The sequence below is a fragment of the Stenotrophomonas sp. Br8 genome, from assembly GCF_014763005.1.
Taxonomy (GTDB): Bacteria; Pseudomonadota; Gammaproteobacteria; order Xanthomonadales; family Xanthomonadaceae; genus Stenotrophomonas; species Stenotrophomonas lactitubi.
The window spans coordinates 87,343-103,815 of sequence record NZ_JACGTN010000020.1 but is presented as its reverse complement, the minus strand read 5'-3'; the positions used below and the strand labels follow the sequence as shown (position 1 = coordinate 103,815).

The following is a 16,473-nucleotide window of genomic DNA, read 5'->3' as shown; positions in this document are numbered from 1 at the left end:
CCACCACCATTCAATTCTTGCAGGAGAGAGCAGGGGATGAAGGCTTACAACATCAAGCGGGCGGCCTTGTGCGTCGCCCTCGGGACGTGTCTGGGCATCATGCTGCCCACCACGGCCATGGCCCAGAACGTGTCGGGTGCCGTTGCCGGCCGCGCGACCGCGGGCGACCAGATCACCGTCGTCAATGCCGGCACCGGTCTGACCCGGACGGTCACCGTCGGTGCCGATGGCAGCTACCGCCTCGGCCAGCTGCCGGTGGGTGACTACCGGCTGCAGCTCAGCCGCGATGGCCAGACACTGGGCGAACAGGTGGCGGTCAGCGTCGCTGTCGGCGGCACCACCACAGTCAACCTGGCCAGTGGCGGCGGTGTCACCAACCTCGATGCGCTGCAGGTGGTCGGTACCCGCGTGATCAACCGGGTGGACGTCTATTCCACCGAGACCTCATTCAACATCAACCGGCAGGAGATTTCCCGGCTGCCGGTGGCACAGGATCTGTCCGCTGTCGCGCTGATGGCACCGGGTGTGGTCGGCGGTAACTCCTCGTTCGGCGGCCTGTCCTTTGCGGGTTCCTCGGTGGCCGAGAACGCAGTCTTCATCAACGGCCTCAACGTCACCGACATGTACACGCGCCGCGGCTTCAGCACGGCACCGTTCGCGTTCTTCAATGAATTCCAGGTCAAGACCGGCGGCTACTCGGTCGAGTTCGGTCGTTCCACCGGCGGCGTGATCAATGCGGTCACACGCTCGGGCAGCAACGAGTTCAAGGGCGGCGTGGAAGTCACTGCCGAGCCCAGCGCGGGGCGCTCAAGCGGCGGCGACCATTTCCATCGCGACGGTACCCCGCATTCCTACGGCAGCCGCGACAACAATTCGTTCCTGAAGACCAACGTCTGGGGCTCTGGGCCGATCATCAAGGACAAGCTGTTCCTGTTCGCCATGTACGAGGACCGCAACGACCGCGGCCACAACACCTCGTCCGATGGCAGCACCTGGTTCAAGAACAAGTCCGGCAATGGGTTCTGGGGCACCAAGCTGGACTGGAACATCAATGACAACCACAGCCTGGCGCTGCTGGCATTTTCCGATGAAGGCGATGTCACCAATGCGTCCTACGCCTATGCCTGGGATGACAATCGTCTCGGCGACTGGGGCGGTGATTCGATCACCGAGACTGGCGGCAAGAACTGGTCAGCGACCTACACCGGTCACTTCGGACAGAACTTCACCGCCCGCGCGATGGTCGGCCAGAACAACCAGCGCGCGTTCACCAACTCGTCGCTGGACCAGGCCTGCAGCCCGGTGTTCACCGACAGCACCTATGGCACCCGCCTGTCCAAGCTGCAGGGCCTGCGCGCCGGCTGCCATCCGACCGGGACTGCCGTGGCCGAACGTGATGACACACGCGACGTGGCGCGCCTGGACTTCGAATGGCAGCTGGGAGACCACCTGCTGCGCTTCGGCGTTGACCGCGAGCTGATGACCACCGACCAGACCACCCGCTATCCCGGGCCGACCGCCTTGAGCTACACCGCCTACGTGGCGCGTCCCGGGGATGAAGTGTGGGACGGCGCCAATGGCTACGTGCCGGCCGGTGTCACCGAGATGCTGCGTGCGCGCAACCGGCAATCCGGCGGCAAGTTCGAGACCGAAGCCAATGCCTTCTACCTGGAGGACATCTGGAACATCACCCCGAACCTGATGCTGAACCTTGGCGTGCGCTGGGACCGCTTCGAAAACCGCACCGCCGCCGGCAAGGCGTTCATCAAGATGGACGATCTGATCGCGCCGCGCGTAGGCTTCTCGTGGGACATGAAGGGCGACGGCAGCACCAAGGTGTTCGGCAACGCGGGCCGTTACTACCTGCCGGTGACCAACAATATCAACGTCAACTTCGCCGGCGGCCTGACCGACGAGTACAGCTACTACGTGCTTGAGGGCTGGGAACGGAAGACCTCGCCCACCGGTTCGGCGTACATGGCGCCGGTCATCGGCCAGCAGGTCGGGCCGACCGACACCCGCATGAACACCGGTGGTGCCGACCTGCGGCAGAGCGTGGACAAGGATCTGAAGGCGGTCTACCAGGACGAGTACATCCTTGGTTTCCAGAACATGATCAACCAGGCCTGGTCGTGGGGCGTCAACGCGACCTACCGGCGCATGACCCGCGCACTGGATGACATCCGCATCAATTACACCCCGTGCGGACCGACGCCGAGCACGTTGTGGCCGATCGCAAACCCGGGCGAGAGCCTGACGATCTGGGGCGACAAGAGCATCGGCTGCGCCAACGAAGGCTGGATCACCATCGATACCGCCAACAGCGGCTATCGCAAGGGTGGCAGCGGCGAGGTGATCGGTTATTCCAAGCCGAAGCGGACCTACAAGGCGCTGGAATTCCAGATCGACCGCGCGTGGGACGAGAAGTGGATGCTCAACGCGTCCTACCTCTGGTCCAAGAGCGAGGGCAATTTCGAAGGGCCGGTGAACTCCGATACCAACTATGGCGACACCGGCATGGTCCAGTTCTGGGATCACCCGGCCACCAACGAACGTTACGGCGTGCTGTTCAACGACTTCCGTCACCAGTTCAAGCTGCGTGCTGCGTATGCACTGAACAAGCAGTGGTCGTTCGGTACCACGTTGCAGGTGCAGTCTGGCGGCCCGATCACTGCCTATGGCGTGATGTGGCCGAACGATTCGATTGCCGGCGGCAGCACGTCCAGTGAAGGCAGTGGCGGTGGCACCGGCTGGCTGTGCGTGGCCAACTGTTCCGGCCCGTATGACAAACGCCAGTTCGAATACAGCCCGCGTGGTGCTTTCGGTCGCCTGCCGTGGACCTGGACCATGGGGGCGAACGTGACCTGGCGCCTGCCGGTGGAGGGCATCGACCTGAGTGCCCGACTCTCGGTGTACAACATCTTCAACAACCAGAAGACCATCAACGTGCACCAGCGCTACGAAGCGCAGCCTGGCCAGTACCGCGAGAACACCTTCGCCACCGGTACCCGTTGGCAGGCCCCGCGCTACACCCAGCTGGTGGTGACCTGGAACTTCTGATCGACGAGGATGCGCAGTGCCGGGCGTTGCCCGGCGCTGCCGATGGAGACCGGACGTGTATCGCCTGCTGACCTTCGCCGCGCTGCTTGCCGCCGCCCCTGCACAGGCGGTGGACAGCGCACGCCTGGATGCCGACATCGCTTTCGTGGACCAGCACGAGCACCTGCCGGGGCTGGCGATGGCGGTGGTCGAGGATGGCCAGGTGGTCTATCGCCACACCGAAGGGGTGCGCGGTGACGGCGGCCGCATCGACGACGACACGCTGTTCAAGATCGCCTCCAACAGCAAGGCGATGACCGCCGCGCTGCTGGCCACGCTGGTGGAACAGGGAAAGCTGCATTGGGATGATCCGGTGCAGCGTCACCTGCCGGCGTTCCGCATGCATGACCCGTGGGTGGGCGAACACCTGCAGGTACGCGATCTGCTGATCCACAACAGTGGCCTCGGCCTGGGTGCCGGTGACCTGATGCTGTGGCCTGAGCCCAATGCCTTCACCCGCAGCGATGTCATCGCCGGGCTGGCACACCTGAAGCCGGTCACCAGCTTCCGCAGCGGTTACGCCTACGACAACCTGATGTATGTCGTTGCCGGTGAGGTGGCTGCGGCCGCCGGTGGCAAGCCCTATGACCAGCTGATGCGCGAGCGGGTGTTTGAACCGCTGGGCATGACCCGTTGCCAGGTGGGCGCATGGTCGGTGAAGCAGGTCGGCAATGTCGCCCAACCGCATGTGCGGCGCGATGGCCGCAACGTGGTGGCCGGTGGTGATGGAGCGCTCAGCCCCGACCTGACGTCGATGGCGGCTGGTGGCATCCGTTGTTCGCTGCGCGACATGACGCGCTGGATGCAGGTGCTGCTGGACCCGTCGCTGGCACCGGCGTGGTTGGGCGCCGAGCAACGCCGCATGCTGTGGACACTGCACATGCCGATGCCGTTGGGCGAACGCCAACGCGACTGGGACAACGCCCGTTTCTACGGTTATGGGCTGGGCTGGCGGGTGTCTGACATGGATGGGCACTGGAAGGTCGCGCACACCGGTACGCTGTCGGGCATGTATTCCTCGCTGGCGCTGCTGCCGGATCGCAAGTTCGGTGTGGTGATGCTGATCAACGGCGAGGCCGAAGACGCGCGTACCGCGCTGATGCAGTCGACGCTGAAACGGTTCACCGCGCCGGAAGACGCGCAACATGTGGGGTACTACCTGGCCGAGCTGGCCGCCGAACGGGCCGTGCGCGCCGCCACGGGGAGTCGTGCGCCCTCCACCCGGGCTGCGCAACCGGCTGCTGCCACCGATCTGGCGCAATGGCAGGGACGCTACCTCGATCCCTGGCTGGGCCCTGCCTCGCTGTGTCCCACCGCCAACGGCCTGCGCTTCAGCGTGGACAAGTCGCCCGCGCTGCAGGCAACGGTGCAGCAGTTAGAGGGGCGCTGGCTGCTGCGGTGGGATACGCTGGAACCCTCGGCGCAGGCGTGGCTGAATCCCGGCGCAGACACGCCGACGCTGGAGCTGCGCGCCATCGATCCGGAGATCGACTTCAGCTATGACTTCCAGGACCTGCATTTCACTCGTACTGGCGATTGCCCTGGCCCCGGCGGCCCACGCCGCTGAGTCACCACGCATCTCGCCCGCCACCGACGCCACTGCGGCGGGACTGGTGGAGATCCGCATGCTGTCGCCGCGCATCGAGATGGACATCCGCTATGCCGGTGCCAACAACTTCACCGCTGCGCCCGTGCCCGGCTATGAGGCGCCTGCATGCTATCTGCTGGCGCCAGTGGCAAAGGCGTTGGCCGATGTGGAGGGCGACCTGCGCGCGCAGGGCTTTGCGTTGCGCCTCTACGATTGCTACCGCCCGGTGCGCGCGGTGCAGGCGTTCATGGCCTGGGTGAGTGATCCGCAGGAACAGTCGCGCAAGGCGCTGCAGTATCCGGATCTGGGTAAGCCGCAGCTGCTGAGCGACGGCTACATCGCCGAGCGTTCCGGCCACAGCCGCGGTGCCACCGTGGATCTTGGCCTGCTGGATTGTCGCAGCGGGCGCTGCACGCCGATGGACATGGGCACCGACTTCGATTTCTTCGGCCCACGCGCGCATACGCAGACGCCGGGCTTGAGTGATGCACAGAACGCCAACCGCCAGCAGCTGGTGCAGGCGATGGCGCGGCGTGGTTTCGCCAACTATGCGCAGGAGTGGTGGCACTACACGATGCAACCCGAGCCGGATGCCGGTACTGCCTACGACGTGCCAGTGCGGTAGGGGTGTCGGCAGGGCTGCGCCCTGCACCTGCCGAAGCCTCAAGCCAGAGCAACGGCAACGGCAACAGCGGGCATTCCGTGGGATGGCGGGGTGGGTCCGGTTGCGGGGGACGCCGTGAATCCATCCATGGAGGCTTGGGCGCGCCATCCATGGCGCTTACACCCCCGCAACCGGACCCACCCCGCCTTCGACAGGTCTCCGCGATCTGTCGGAATGGCATGGCCTGCGCTTGGTGGGTGTCGACCACGCTGCTGTTGGTGGGTGTCGACCTTGGTCGACACGTAGATCCACGCCATGCGTGGATGCTCTTCGATCAATTGTCGAGATATTCGATTTCGATGGAGATTCATCCACGCATGGCGTGGATCTACCCGATCGCGGGAATCTGTCGAAGGTGGGGCGGTGTCGGATTGCGGGGTGTCAGCCGCATGGATGCGGCTGCCAAGCCCCCAGGGATGGGTTTACGGCGTCCCCGCACTCCGACACCGCCCCGCCACCCCACGGAATGCCTGCTGTTGCCGTTGCTTCGGCATCTGCAGGTGCAGGGCGCAGCCCTGCCGATACCCCTTACACTGGCCGCCTTCTCCTGCGTCCCCGCCCGATGAACCTTCCCCTGCATTTCGGCCTGCTCGGTACGCTTGAAGCGGGCCTCATCGCCCTGCTGGTCGGCCTGTTGGTGTACTTCCTGTGGCACCACCTGTGCCGGTTGCTGCACTGGACCGTGGGCCATGCGATCGGCTGGTCGTGCGTCATCGCGGTGATCATCTCCGCCGGCATCGACGCCTGGAAGCTGTTCTACATGGGCATCGTGCGGCTGGAGTCGCCACTGTATGCGCGCCTGTTCCTGTCCACCATCCACGATCCGAACGAACTGGGCAGCCGCGTGGTGCTGGAAATCGCCGGTGCGCTCTCCGGTGTTGCATTGGGATGGGTGTTGTTCAGTTCGCGGTCATCGGAAAAAACCGTCGACTGACGCAGGTTTTTCGTTCGTTGCCGGTTAAATCCGGTAGCGCTGAATGCTCGTCTTACTCCCTGCTCACTTCGCACTAACCACCGCGCTAAAGCATGCGTCCGGGTGAGTGGTTAACCATGCGTGTTCGCGGCGATCGCCGCGCAAAATCGATTCAGAAACGCGGTGGCAGGGTAGGTGCCGTGCGGAGACAACGACCGCGCACTACCACCCCTCAGGAGACACCCCAGATGACTATTCGCAACCGCAAGCCCCTGATCGCCCTGATCGTCGCCGCCGGCAGCGTGTTGGCCATCCCGGCGATGGCGCAGTCGGCCAAGCAGCAGGCCGCGCATGCACAGAACGAAGCGGCGCAGGCCCAGCAGGCGGCGGCACAGGCAGGCCAGGCGGCCGACCAGGCGACCGATGCGGCCGCGGCAGCATCGGCGCAGGCCAACGGCGGTGGCCAGACCTGGGCCAGCATCGATACCGATGGCAACGGCACCATCAGCAAGAGCGAAGCGCAGGTGAATGCGGGCCTTGCGCAGGTGTTCGACCAGGCTGATGCCAACAAGGACGGCCAGCTGAGTGCCGACGAGTACAAGGCCTACGTGGCCGCCCAGCAGGCGGGTGCCGGCGCAGGTGGCACGGCCGCGGGCCAGGGCCGCTGATCCACGGTTGAATTCGGGACAACCGGTGCATGGGCAACCCGGGTGGCTTCGGCCACCCGGGTTTTTTTCGTCATCTCCGCGCCTGTATCCTAGGGCGATGAACACCTCCACGCCTGCGCCTTCGCGCGCCATCGGCCTGGTCGGTTTTGACGGTGACGACACGCTGTGGAAGAGCGAGGACTACTACCGCAAGGCCGAGCAGGATTACCTGGACCTGCTGTCGCGCTACATCGACGTCCATGACACCCAGACCGCCCGCCACCTGCTGGAAGTGCAGCAGCGCCACCTCGGCGTGTTCGGCTACGGGGTGAAGAGCATGACGCTGTCGATGATCGAAGCGGCCATCGAGATCACCTCGCAGCGCATCGAGTCCAAGGACATCCAGCGCATCCTCGACATCGGCCACGACACCCTGCGCCATCCGGTCGAACTGATCGACGGCGTACGCGAGTCGGTGGCGGCCATCGCCGCGCAGTACCCGGTGGTGCTGATCACCAAGGGCGACCTGTTCCACCAGGAAGCCAAGATCAAGGTGGCGGCGCTGTCCGACCTGTTCCCGCGCATCGAGATCGTGTCCGAGAAGGACCCGGAAACCTATGCACGCGTACTGGCCGAATTCGACCTGCCGATGCAGCAGTTCGTGATGGTCGGCAATTCGCTGCGCTCGGATATCGAACCGGTGATCACCCTGGGCGGCTGGGGCATCCATACCCCGTACGCGGTGACCTGGGCGCATGAGACCCAGCACGGCGTGGCCGACGACGAACCGCGCATGGTCAACGCCGATACCGCCTGGGACTGGCCGGCCGCGCTGGCGACGATCGAGGCCAAGGCCGCCGCCGTGGCCTGACACGGCGCGCCCGCTGCGGCAGAATCGGGTCATGAAACTGCCACTGCGCGCGCTGCTGTTGTCCCTGCTGCTGGCGCCGGCCATCGTGCTGGCCCAGCACGATGGCCGAACGTTCGGCGACCTACGAGGTGGATACCGGCGACGCCTGGGTCGACACCCAGCTGGCCGACATCAACCATTACGCCGAGCGCTACCCCGATGCCTTCCTCGACGAGGTATCGCGCTACGCCGGTGTACCGCGCGGCTACATCGCCGCGTTGGCCACCACCCACCAGTGGCAGGCCGGCGACATCTACTTCGCCTGTTTCTGGGCCAAGGCCAGTGGCCAGACCTGCCGCGACAGCGTGCGCGCCTTCAGCCAGGACCCCGAGGGCGGCTGGGAGGCGGTGGTGAAGCGGATGCCGGCCAAGCCGCAGAACCTGCACTACCGCGCCGTGCGCCACGCCATCGTGGCCAGCTACGAGCACTGGGACCGGCCGATCACCCTCGATGCCACGCTGAAGCGCCAGCTGGGCAGGTAGCGCCGGGCCGTGCCCGGCGAGCGCGCAGCGCGGCCCTGGGGTCCGCCGGGCATGGCCCGGCGCTACCGATGTTCTTCATGCTGCTCTGCGTATCGCCGCGGCCGCGCACTCCGGCGACAATACGGGTTCTCGCCGTTCCCCGTTCCCGTAATCGAGTGACTGATGAGCGCCTCTTTCGTTTCGCCTGATGTGATCCGCCGCCTGTTCGCCCAGGCCATGTCCCGCATGTACCGCACCGAAGTGCCGCTGTACGGCACGCTGGTGGAACTGGTGGAGCGGATCAACTCGCAGGTCCTGGCGCAGGACCCGGCGCTGGCCGCGCAGCTGCTGCGCAACGACGAGCGTGCCCGCCTGGATGAAGAACGCCATGGCGCGATCCGCGTCGGCACCCCGCAGGAACTGGCGACCCTGCGCCGGCTGTTCGCGGTGATGGGCATGTACCCGGTGGGCTACTACGATCTGTCGGTGGCCGGCGTGCCGGTGCATTCCACGGCCTTCCGCCCGCTGACCGCCGCTGCGCTGGCGTTGAACCCGTTCCGCGTGTTCACCTCGCTGCTGCGCCTCGAACTGATCGAAGACGAGGTGCTGCGTGCGCAGTCGGCTGAGATCCTCGCCCGCCGCCGCATCTTCACCGACGACGCGCTGGCACTGATCGAGCAGGCCGAGCGCGAGGGTGGCCTGACCCAGGCCGATGCCGAGCGCTTCGTCGAACAGTCACTGGAAACCTTCCGCTGGCATGGTGACGCCACCGTGGATCTTCCGACCTACCACGCCCTGCACAAGGCGCACCGGCTGGTGGCCGACGTGGTCAGCTTCCGTGGCCCGCACATCAATCACCTGACCCCGCGCACGCTGGACATCGACGCTGCACAGGCGGCAATGATCGAGCACGGCATGGCTGCCAAGGCGGTGATCGAGGGCCCGCCGCGCCGCGCCTGCCCGATCCTGCTGCGGCAGACCAGCTTCAAGGCATTGGAAGAGGCCGTGCACTTCCCGGACAACGAGGGCGGCGACGCCGGCACCCATACCGCGCGCTTCGGCGAGATCGAGCAGCGCGGCCTGGCACTGACCGCGAAGGGCCGCGCGCTGTACGACCAGCTGCTGACGCAGGCACGCGATGCCGGCGGCGCGGGCAGCACCGGTGGTGACTACGGCCAGCGCCTGCAGGCGGTGTTCGCCAGCTTCCCGGATGACCATGACACCCTGCGCCAGGAAGGCCTGGGCTACTACCGCTACCAGCTGACCGACGCGGGCCGCGCCGCACCGGAACGCGTGGCCGACCTGCCGGCCGAAGTGCTGGTTGCAGCGGGCCTGGCCACGGCCGATCCGATCGTCTACGAGGACTTCCTGCCGGTCAGCGCCGCAGGCATCTTCCAGTCGAACCTGGGCGGTGGCGAGCAGCGCGCCTACACCGCACATGCCAATCGCGAAGCCTTCGAACAGGCGCTGGGCGCGGCGGTGAACGATGAGTTCGAGATCTACGAGCGCATCCAGGCCGAATCGCTGGCGGCGCTGCGCAGCTGATACGCCACATCCGCCGGGCATGGCCCGGCGCTACCAGGGTGTGATGCGGGGTAGCGCCGGGCCATGCCCGGCGAACCGGCAATACTCAAGCCTTCATCGTGCCCGTATCCAGCCATCGCTGGTGCCACGACAGGGCCTCCGGCAGCAGGTGCGGGGTGTGCTTGCCGTAGCTCTCGCGGCTGGCGCGGTCGAAGTAGTCCTGCAGCTGCGCGCGGAAATCCGGGTGCGCGCAGTTGTCGATCAGCACCTGCGCGCGCTTGCGCGGGGTCAGCCCACGCAGATCGGCCAGGCCCTGTTCGGTCACGATCACCGACACGTCGTGCTCGGTGTGGTCGACGTGGCTGGCCATCGGCACGATCGCCGAAATGGTGCCGTTCTTCGCCGTCGACGGGCTCAGGAACGCGGACAGGAAACCATTGCGCGCGAAGTCGCCCGAACCGCCGATGCCGTTCATGATCCGCGTGCCCATCACGTGCGTCGAATTGACGTTGCCGTAGAGGTCCACTTCGATCATGCCGTTCATGCCGATGCAGCCCAGGCGGCGCACCAGTTCCGGATGGTTGGAGATCTCCTGCGTGCGCATGATGATGCGCTCGCGGTAGAAATCGATGTTTTCCTTGAACGTCTCGTTGGCCTGCGGGCTCAGCGCGAAACCGGTGCATGAGGCATAGCTCAGCACGCCGTCGCGCAGCAGGTCGAGCATGCCGTCCTGGATCACTTCGGTGAACGCAGCCAGGTCGCGGAAACCGCTCTTGGCCAGGCCGGCCAGCACCGCGTTGGGGATGTTGCCCACGCCCGACTGCAGCGGCAGCAGGTTGGCCGGCAGGCGGCCGCGCTTCACTTCGTGCTGCAGGAACTCGATCAGGTGCGCGGCGATCTGCTCGCTGGTCGCATCGATCGGGCTGAACGGGCTGTTGCGGTCCGGGCCGTTGGTGCGCACCACTGCCACGATCTTGTCCGGGTCGCAGCGCAGCGCGGTCTCGCCGATGCGGTCGTTGGCATTGACCAGCGGAATCGGCTTGCGGTGCGGCGGCAGCGCGGTGCCGTAGTAGATGTCATGCATGCCATCGACGCCGGCCGGCTGCCACTCGTTGACCTCGATGATCACCTTCTTGGCCAGGTCCAGCCAGGTCTTGTTGTTGCCCAGCGAGGTGGACGGCACCAGCGAACCATCCTCGCGGATGGCCGAGACTTCGATCACGGCGGTATCGATCTCGCCGTAGAAGCCGAACCAGACGTGCTGGGCAACGTGGCTGAGGTGGATGTCGATGTAATCCAGCTTGCCCTCGTTGATGCGGTTGCGCGCATCCGGGTCGCTCTGGAACGGCATGCGCATGGCGATGCCATCGGCCTTGGCCAGCGCGCCATCGAGCTCCGGCGCAGTGGAGGCACCGGTCATCAGGCTGATCTGGAAGGGCAGGCCCTGGGCATGCACCGATTCGATGCGGCGGGCCAGTTCAACGGGAACGGCCTTGGGGTAACCGGAGCCGGTAAAGCCGCTCATGGCCACGGTTTCACCGGGCTGGATCAGCGCGGCTGCGGCCTCGGCGGAGACCACGCGGTCACGAAGACGCGCGTTGGCGATGCGATCAACAGTCATGACGACAGCGTTTCTGGGGGAAATCCCGATTATCGGCCATCCCCTGCCGTACGGGGGGTTCTACCTTCGTGGAATGGTGTTTCCGGCAAGGCCTCTCCCATACCCGTCAGTTTTGTTTTGCAGTGCAGCGTGCAAAGTACTTTCGTACACCGCACGATGGCCCTGCATCCCGACGTGGGGGAGGGAGCAGAGCCCGCTGGCAGTTCGCTGCAAGCGGGCTTTTTTATTGCCTGTCGCTAAAGCTGAATGCGCGGTGCCGGGGTCGGATCCTTTTGCCAAGGGCAAAAGGCTCTGACCCCACAGGCCACGGCAACGGGTCACAGCCCTTCGCCGTTGGCAAAGGGATCCGACCCCGCGAGAATCACGGTATGACCCTCGCCCCCGCCGAATTGCCCGCCCCCCTGCAGCCCCTCGTCGACCGCGCACTGGCGCGCCTGGCCCAGGCAGTGCCCGATCCCATCCCGGCCGAGCTGCAGCCGATGCTGGTGCAACTGGCGGTCAGCAGTGACTTCGCCATGGACACGCTGGTGCGCCAGCCCGGCCTGTTGGCGCAGCTGTCCGCGCCGGGCTGCCCGCCGCTGCCGGCGCCGGTGCTCGACCCACTGCAGCCCAGCGACTGGCCGGCACAACTGCGGCGCTGGCGCACGGCGATGTCGACCCGCTTGATCTGGCGCGACCTGGCCGGGCTGGATGACGTACCGCAGACCCTGGCGGGCGCCACCGCGTTGGCCGAGGACTGCCTGCGCTTGGCGCTGGACGCCCTGCAGCAGGAGTTCGCCCAGCGCCACGGGGTGATTGCCGATGACAACGGCCGACCGCAGCAGCTGGTGGTGTTCGGGCTGGGCAAGCTGGGCGGTGGCGAGCTCAACTTCAGTTCCGATGTCGATCTGGTCTACGCCTACGTGCAGGGCGGTGAATCCGACGGTCCGCGCGCGCTGGCGGCCGAGGAGTACTTTGCCCGCCTCGGTCAGCGCTTGGCCAAGCTGCTGGATGAAACCACCGTCGATGGCTTCAGCCATCGCGTCGACCTGCGCCTGCGCCCGTTCGGCAGCGCCGGCCGCGTGGCGCTGTCATTCGCGGCGATGGATCAGTACTTCCAGCGCGAAGGCCGCGACTGGGAGCGCTATGCCTGGTTGAAAGCGCGCGCGGTGGCGGGCGATATCGCCGCTGGCGAGGCGTGGCTGCAGACCCTGCGTCCGTTCGTGTACCGCCGCTACCTGGACTTCACCGCGCTCGATGGCCTGCGCGAAATGAAAGCGGCGATCACCGCCGAAGTTGCGCGCCGCGAGATGCACGACGACATCAAGCGTGGCGCCGGCGGCATCCGCGAAATCGAATTCCTGTGCCAGGCGCTGCAGCTCATTCGCGGTGGCCGCGAGCCGGTGCTGCGTGAGCGGCGGTTGCTGGTCGCGCTGGAGGCGCTGGTCGCTGCCGGGCAGATCGCCCGCGACGATGGCGCCGCGTTGCGCGAGGCCTACCTGTTCCTGCGCCGGCTGGAAAACCGCCTGCAGATGCTGCGCGATGCGCAGACCCATGTGCTGCCATCTGATGTACTGGATCGCGAACGCATTGCCGTCGGCCTCGGCTATGCCGATTGGGATGCGCTGCGCGCCGCATTGACCGTGCAGCAGCAGCGCGTCAGCACCGAGTTCGGTGCGCTGCTGGCACCACGCAAGGGCCAGGCCGCGCCGGATGCGCTGGCCAACTACTGGCGCAGCCTGCCCGAGGGCAGCAACGCACCGCTGCTGGCCGAGGCCGGTTTCCTCGATGCCAATGGCGCCGACCAGTCATTGCGTGATTTCGCCCAGGGCACGGGCGTGAAGTCGCTGTCCGATGCAGCGCGTGCGCGGCTGGACCGCGTGCTGCCTGCACTGCTGCACGCTGCCACCCGCTCACCGCAGCCCGATGCCGCACTCAAGCGCGTGCTCGGCCTGCTGCAGGCAGTGCTGCGTCGTACCAGTTACCTGGCGCTGCTGGACGAACAGCCGAGCGCGCTCGCGCGCCTGGTCGACGTGCTGGCACGCAGTGCATTGCTGGCCGAACGCCTGGCCGCGTATCCGCTGCTGCTGGACGAACTGCTGGACGTGCGCGTGTCCGGGCCGATGCCCGATGCGGCCGGCATGCTGGCCGAATGCCAGCAGGTGCTGACGGTTGAAGATCCCGAATCGGCGCTGCGTTGGCTCAACGAAACGCGCCTCGCCCTCAGTTTCCGCATGGCCATGGCCACGCTGGACGGGCGCCAGGGCGCGGTCGACAGCACCCGTCAACTGGCCGAACTGGCGCAGGCGGTGGTGGTCACCGTGCTGGCGATGGCCGAGGCCGATATGCAGGCCGCGCATGGTGTGATTGCCGGTGGTCGCTTCGCGATCATCGGGTACGGCAGTCTGGGCGGCCTGGAGCTGGGCTTCGGTTCGGATCTGGACCTGGTGTTCCTGCACGACCATCCCGCCGGCGTGGAGGCCAGCGATGGCGCGCGCCCGCTGGAGCCGGGCCGCTGGTATGCGCGCCTCGCCCAGAAGGTGATGGCGCTGCTGGCTGCGGTCACCGCCGCCGGGCGGTTGTACGACATCGACGTGCGCCTGCGCCCGGACGGTGGCAAGGGCTCGTTGGTGTCTTCCCTGGCCAGCTACACCGAGTACCAGCGTGATCGCGCATGGACCTGGGAGCACCAGGCGCTGGTACGCGCACGCGGCGTGGCCGGCGATGCCAGCCTGCTGCAGGATTTCGAACAGGTACGTGCGCAGACGCTGGGCCGCGAACGTGATCGTGCAACGCTGTATGCCGATGTGGTGAAGATGCGCGGGCGCATGCGCACCGAACTGGACCGCAGCGATGCCGCACGGCTCGACCTGAAGCAGGGCTCGGGCGGTGTGGTCGACCTGGAGTTCCTGCTGCAGAGCGGCGTGCTGGCACGTAGTGCGCAGACACCTGCGTTGCTGCAGCCGCGTGCCACGCCGGCATTGATCGACGCGTTGGCAGCGGCGGGATTCCTGCCCGAAGCCACCGCACAGACGCTGCATGGCGCGCACGCCACGCTGCTGGAGGTAGGGCTGGCCTGCACGCTGGATCGCAGGCCGCGGTTGGCGCCGACGACGCCGGCCATCGAAGAGGCGTGTGCGGCGATCAGCGCCGCATGCATCGCCGCGGACCTGCCGTTCGCCTGAGTGCCTGAAATGGCTGTAGCGGCTTTGGGTGGGTGCCGACCGTTGGTCGGCACAATCTCTCAGCTGCGATGAACCCTGAAGAAGCGTGCCGACCAACGGTCGGCACCCACCGGGTTCTGGGAATGTGCCAAACAAGGATGGCAGCCACCGGGGTCTGGGAGTGTGCCAACCAAGGTTGGCAACTACCCGGGCAACGGCGGTCAGCCCGCTGTGCGCAGCGGCGCCATCTTCCACAACAACGCGCGGAACGGGGCCAGCAGGCATACGCCGATCGCCAGCTTCACCGCCAGGTCGCCCGCGGCCCAGCTCACCCACGGCAGGGTGGAACCGGCGAAGGCGATCGACCAGAAGATGGTGGTATCCACCGTCGCGCTGCAGGTGGTGGCCACCATCGGCGCGCGCCACCAGCTGCCACGGCGCAGGCGGTCGAACACGGTGATGTCCAGCAGCTGGGCGACGATGAAGGCCGAGCACGAGGCGATCGCAATGCGCGGCGTCGCCACCCACACCGACAGCAGTACCGCCACCGCGAAACCAATCCACGCCACGCGGCGGGCCGGGCCCGGGCCGAAGCGGCGGTTGATCAGGTTGCTGACCAGAAACGCCACCGGGTAGCTGAAAGCACCCCAGGTCAGCCAGTCATTGATCGGGTACTGCACCAGCACGTTGGACAGCAGCACCACCGCGCCCATGGCCAGTACCGCCAGCACCAGGGCGCGGGCGGTCAACGGGGCAAAAACAGGCGCAGGACGCACGGACATGGCGAGCCAGGGGAAAAAGGGGATCGCCCATTATCCGCCCGGCCCGCCGCAAAGCCAAAAACGGCCGTTCAGCTTTACAGCTGTTCGCTCAGCGCGTCGCCGGCGGCATAGGCCGTGGGCACATAGGCCAGAGCCTTGCCGTCGCTGTTCTTCACCGTCCAGCCGGCACCGGCATCGGTCGGGTCGAAGCGCACCTGCTGGCCGACCACGAAGCCGGCCACCGGGTCTTCGCCCTCAATCGCCGGCCACTGCAGGGTAGCGGTCTGGTCGGCCTTGTCCGGTACCTGCAGATGCACCTGGCGCTCGCCAGCGGCGGTGGTCGCCACCTGCTTCACTTCCATCGGCGGCAGCGGCACCGCCGGGGTGCGCTCGGCGACCTTGCCATTGCGCTCGCTGGCCTTGAACGGCGCCTTGGACAGCGCGGCCAGGCCCATCGAGGTGGCCAGCGGAACCGACACCACGATCAACGAAGTGACCAGCACGCTGGCCTGGCCACTGTTGAGGTGCGGGGCGGCACCGGCGTGCACGGTCGGCACCGTCAGGGCAGACAACAGCAGGGCGGCGGCGGGGGCGCGCAGGGAACGAAGCATGGTGACCTCCTGGTCGGGAAGAGAAGCAGCGGCTCAGCGCTGCGTATCGAAAAGATCGCGTGGGCCGGTGGCCTCGGGCAGGTATTCCAGCGGCCGGCCCTGGTTGTCTCGCACCTGCCAGCCGTCGCCCGATCCGGTGGGTTGGAAGTTCACCGTCTGCCCGACGTTGAACTGCACGGCCGGGTCGCCGGGGCGCTTGGGCCACTGCATCGAAGCAGTGTTCTGTGGATTGTTGGCATCGCGCAGCAGTACTTCGCGGCGACCATCGACGGTGGTGGAAATGGCGCTGACCTGCATCTGCGGCAGCTTCACCGCGCCCTGGCCCGCAGGCACGCCGGTATCTTCGGCTTCTTTGGCCGCCGCCGCTTGCGCAGCTGCCACCATCGGTGCGGACATCTCCAGGCTCGGCCCTTCGGGCACGCTGTTCTGGATGATCACGATGCGGCGCTCGGCGTGTGCCGGCGCTGCGGACAACAGGCTGCCGCACAGAAGCACGGCCAACGCGGAAAACTGCAGGTTGCGCATCATCTT

The 16,473-nt window shown here is 66.6% G+C and carries 12 protein-coding genes and 1 pseudogene; 9 read left to right on the top strand and 4 right to left on the bottom strand.

The genetic code is table 11. From position 1 onward, the window contains the following. Positions 1 to 36 precede the first annotated feature (36 nt). The 8 genes and pseudogenes from H3005_RS17795 to H3005_RS17760 all read left to right on the top strand — a co-directional run bounded on the left by H3005_RS17795 (position 37) and on the right by H3005_RS17760 (position 9,827). Positions 37 to 3,060 carry a TonB-dependent receptor gene (locus H3005_RS17795; RefSeq protein ID WP_191078696.1) on the top strand — a complete coding sequence of 1,008 codons (3,024 nt, stop codon included), beginning with the start codon at positions 37 to 39 and terminating at the stop codon, positions 3,058 to 3,060. Positions 3,061 to 3,115: 55 nt separating this feature from the next. Beyond that, positions 3,116 to 4,666 (top strand): serine hydrolase, encoded by a 1,551-nt coding sequence (locus tag H3005_RS17790; protein ID WP_191078695.1) that lies wholly within the window; start codon positions 3,116 to 3,118, stop codon positions 4,664 to 4,666. Continuing rightward, positions 4,599 to 5,312: a M15 family metallopeptidase gene (locus H3005_RS17785; protein ID WP_100554558.1), complete on the top strand. Its 714-nt coding sequence runs from the start codon at positions 4,599 to 4,601 to the stop codon at positions 5,310 to 5,312. The genes H3005_RS17790 and H3005_RS17785 overlap by 68 nt, the downstream gene beginning before the upstream one ends. A gap of 601 nt (positions 5,313 to 5,913) precedes the next feature. Next, complete coding sequence (locus H3005_RS17780) at positions 5,914 to 6,285, top strand: hypothetical protein (RefSeq protein WP_025878234.1); 372 nt, start codon at positions 5,914 to 5,916, stop codon at positions 6,283 to 6,285. A 227-nt stretch (positions 6,286 to 6,512) separates the two neighbouring features. Next, entirely contained in the window at positions 6,513 to 6,932 is a 420-nt protein-coding gene (locus H3005_RS17775) for an EF-hand domain-containing protein (RefSeq protein WP_100554560.1), read from the top strand. A 97-nt stretch (positions 6,933 to 7,029) separates the two neighbouring features. Continuing rightward, positions 7,030 to 7,782, top strand: coding sequence for an HAD family hydrolase (locus H3005_RS17770; RefSeq protein ID WP_100554561.1), 753 nt, complete (start codon positions 7,030 to 7,032; stop codon positions 7,780 to 7,782). 31 nt (positions 7,783 to 7,813) lie between these two features. Further along, positions 7,814 to 8,303: pseudogene (locus H3005_RS17765) on the top strand (hypothetical protein). Positions 8,304 to 8,465: 162 nt separating this feature from the next. After that, complete coding sequence (locus H3005_RS17760; RefSeq protein ID WP_191078694.1) at positions 8,466 to 9,827, top strand: VOC family protein; 1,362 nt, start codon at positions 8,466 to 8,468, stop codon at positions 9,825 to 9,827. A gap of 85 nt (positions 9,828 to 9,912) precedes the next feature. Here the strand turns inward: H3005_RS17760 and H3005_RS17755 are convergent, their stop codons facing one another. Then, on the bottom strand, positions 9,913 to 11,427 hold the full coding sequence (locus tag H3005_RS17755) for an acetyl-CoA hydrolase/transferase family protein (RefSeq protein WP_100554564.1): 1,515 nt from the start codon (positions 11,425 to 11,427) through the stop codon (positions 9,913 to 9,915). A 368-nt stretch (positions 11,428 to 11,795) separates the two neighbouring features. Here H3005_RS17755 and glnE point away from each other — a divergent pair, with 368 nt between their 5' ends. Next, the gene (glnE, locus tag H3005_RS17750) at positions 11,796 to 14,591 is read left to right on the top strand and encodes a bifunctional [glutamate--ammonia ligase]-adenylyl-L-tyrosine phosphorylase/[glutamate--ammonia-ligase] adenylyltransferase (protein ID WP_191078693.1); all 2,796 of its coding nucleotides are present in this window, start codon (positions 11,796 to 11,798) and stop codon (positions 14,589 to 14,591) included. A 200-nt stretch (positions 14,592 to 14,791) separates the two neighbouring features. Here glnE and H3005_RS17745 read toward each other — a convergent pair whose 3' ends face one another. From H3005_RS17745 to H3005_RS17735, 3 genes are all read right to left on the bottom strand, one after another. Continuing rightward, positions 14,792 to 15,352 carry a queuosine precursor transporter gene (locus H3005_RS17745; RefSeq protein WP_025878224.1) on the bottom strand — a complete coding sequence of 187 codons (561 nt, stop codon included), beginning with the start codon at positions 15,350 to 15,352 and terminating at the stop codon, positions 14,792 to 14,794. Positions 15,353 to 15,426: 74 nt separating this feature from the next. Continuing rightward, on the bottom strand, positions 15,427 to 15,942 hold the full coding sequence (locus H3005_RS17740; RefSeq protein ID WP_089238290.1) for a hypothetical protein: 516 nt from the start codon (positions 15,940 to 15,942) through the stop codon (positions 15,427 to 15,429). A gap of 33 nt (positions 15,943 to 15,975) precedes the next feature. Further along, positions 15,976 to 16,467, bottom strand: coding sequence for a hypothetical protein (locus H3005_RS17735; RefSeq protein WP_100554566.1), 492 nt, complete (start codon positions 16,465 to 16,467; stop codon positions 15,976 to 15,978). Positions 16,468 to 16,473 lie beyond the last annotated feature (6 nt).

What these genes read in the sequence shown, in the direction of transcription:
- H3005_RS17745 (WP_025878224.1), bottom strand. Translation starts at nt 15,352, where the DNA reads ATGTCCGTGCGTCCTGCGCCTGTTTTTGCCCCGTTGACCGCCCGCGCC.
- H3005_RS17770 (WP_100554561.1), top strand. Translation starts at nt 7,030, where the DNA reads ATGAACACCTCCACGCCTGCGCCTTCGCGCGCCATCGGCCTGGTCGGT.
- H3005_RS17780 (WP_025878234.1), top strand. Translation starts at nt 5,914, where the DNA reads ATGAACCTTCCCCTGCATTTCGGCCTGCTCGGTACGCTTGAAGCGGGC.
- H3005_RS17795 (WP_191078696.1), top strand. Translation starts at nt 37, where the DNA reads ATGAAGGCTTACAACATCAAGCGGGCGGCCTTGTGCGTCGCCCTCGGG.
- glnE (WP_191078693.1), top strand. Translation starts at nt 11,796, where the DNA reads ATGACCCTCGCCCCCGCCGAATTGCCCGCCCCCCTGCAGCCCCTCGTC.
- H3005_RS17735 (WP_100554566.1), bottom strand. Translation starts at nt 16,467, where the DNA reads ATGCGCAACCTGCAGTTTTCCGCGTTGGCCGTGCTTCTGTGCGGCAGC.
- H3005_RS17785 (WP_100554558.1), top strand. Translation starts at nt 4,599, where the DNA reads ATGACTTCCAGGACCTGCATTTCACTCGTACTGGCGATTGCCCTGGCC.
- H3005_RS17740 (WP_089238290.1), bottom strand. Translation starts at nt 15,942, where the DNA reads ATGCTTCGTTCCCTGCGCGCCCCCGCCGCCGCCCTGCTGTTGTCTGCC.
- H3005_RS17755 (WP_100554564.1), bottom strand. Translation starts at nt 11,427, where the DNA reads ATGACTGTTGATCGCATCGCCAACGCGCGTCTTCGTGACCGCGTGGTC.
- H3005_RS17760 (WP_191078694.1), top strand. Translation starts at nt 8,466, where the DNA reads ATGAGCGCCTCTTTCGTTTCGCCTGATGTGATCCGCCGCCTGTTCGCC.
- H3005_RS17775 (WP_100554560.1), top strand. Translation starts at nt 6,513, where the DNA reads ATGACTATTCGCAACCGCAAGCCCCTGATCGCCCTGATCGTCGCCGCC.